The 586-nt window shown below is 29.2% G+C and carries 1 protein-coding gene; it reads left to right on the top strand.

Features of this window, described 5'->3' with window-relative positions; genetic code table 11:
* Nucleotides 1–38 precede the first annotated feature (38 nt).
* On the top strand, nucleotides 39–586 hold a 548-nt coding region (locus tag EZH24_RS13225; protein ID WP_137999467.1), incomplete at its 3' end, for a hypothetical protein.

Below are 586 nucleotides of genomic sequence, written 5' to 3'. Positions count from 1 at the left end.
AGGGACTTAATTATTTTAGCTAAAAAGGATATTAAAGAATGAGCGAACTTTATTCTATAGGATTTGATTTAAGTGCTTTAGAGAAAGCATTAAAAATGTCTGAAAAAATAAAAGCTAATTTGAGCGGTTTTTCTTTGAAAGACGGCAATTTTAAAGCAATGTCTGATTCTTTTAAAGAAGTTATAAAAGAAAATCCTTATGAACAGCTTAATAAAGCATTTAAAGATTTGAAAACAAGCGATTTTGCGAAAGGTTTTGAAGATTTAAATAAGGCATTTGAAGAATTAAGTAAAAATGATTTCAGCAAAAGTTTTACTGATTTGAACAAAGCATTTGAGGATTTAAAAGGAAGTAAAGAGTTTAATGATTTCAGCAAATCATTTGAAGACTTAAAAAACAGCCCTACTTTTAAGAAATTAGATAAAGCATTTGACGGTTTTAATGATGACTTAGCTAAAGGAAATAAAGCCCTAAAAGAACAAAATAAACTGCTTAATAACAGCTATCAAAAAATGAACCTAATGAAAATGGCAGGCAGTAAATTAAAAGCAGGCTTTTTAGGTTTAGGAGGCTTAGCCGTAGGCGG

Origin of the sequence: Brachyspira catarrhinii, assembly GCF_005518285.1 — a bacterium.
GTDB classification, from domain to species: Bacteria; Spirochaetota; Brachyspiria; order Brachyspirales; family Brachyspiraceae; genus Brachyspira; species Brachyspira catarrhinii.
This window is presented reverse-complemented; position numbering and strand designations above follow the sequence as displayed.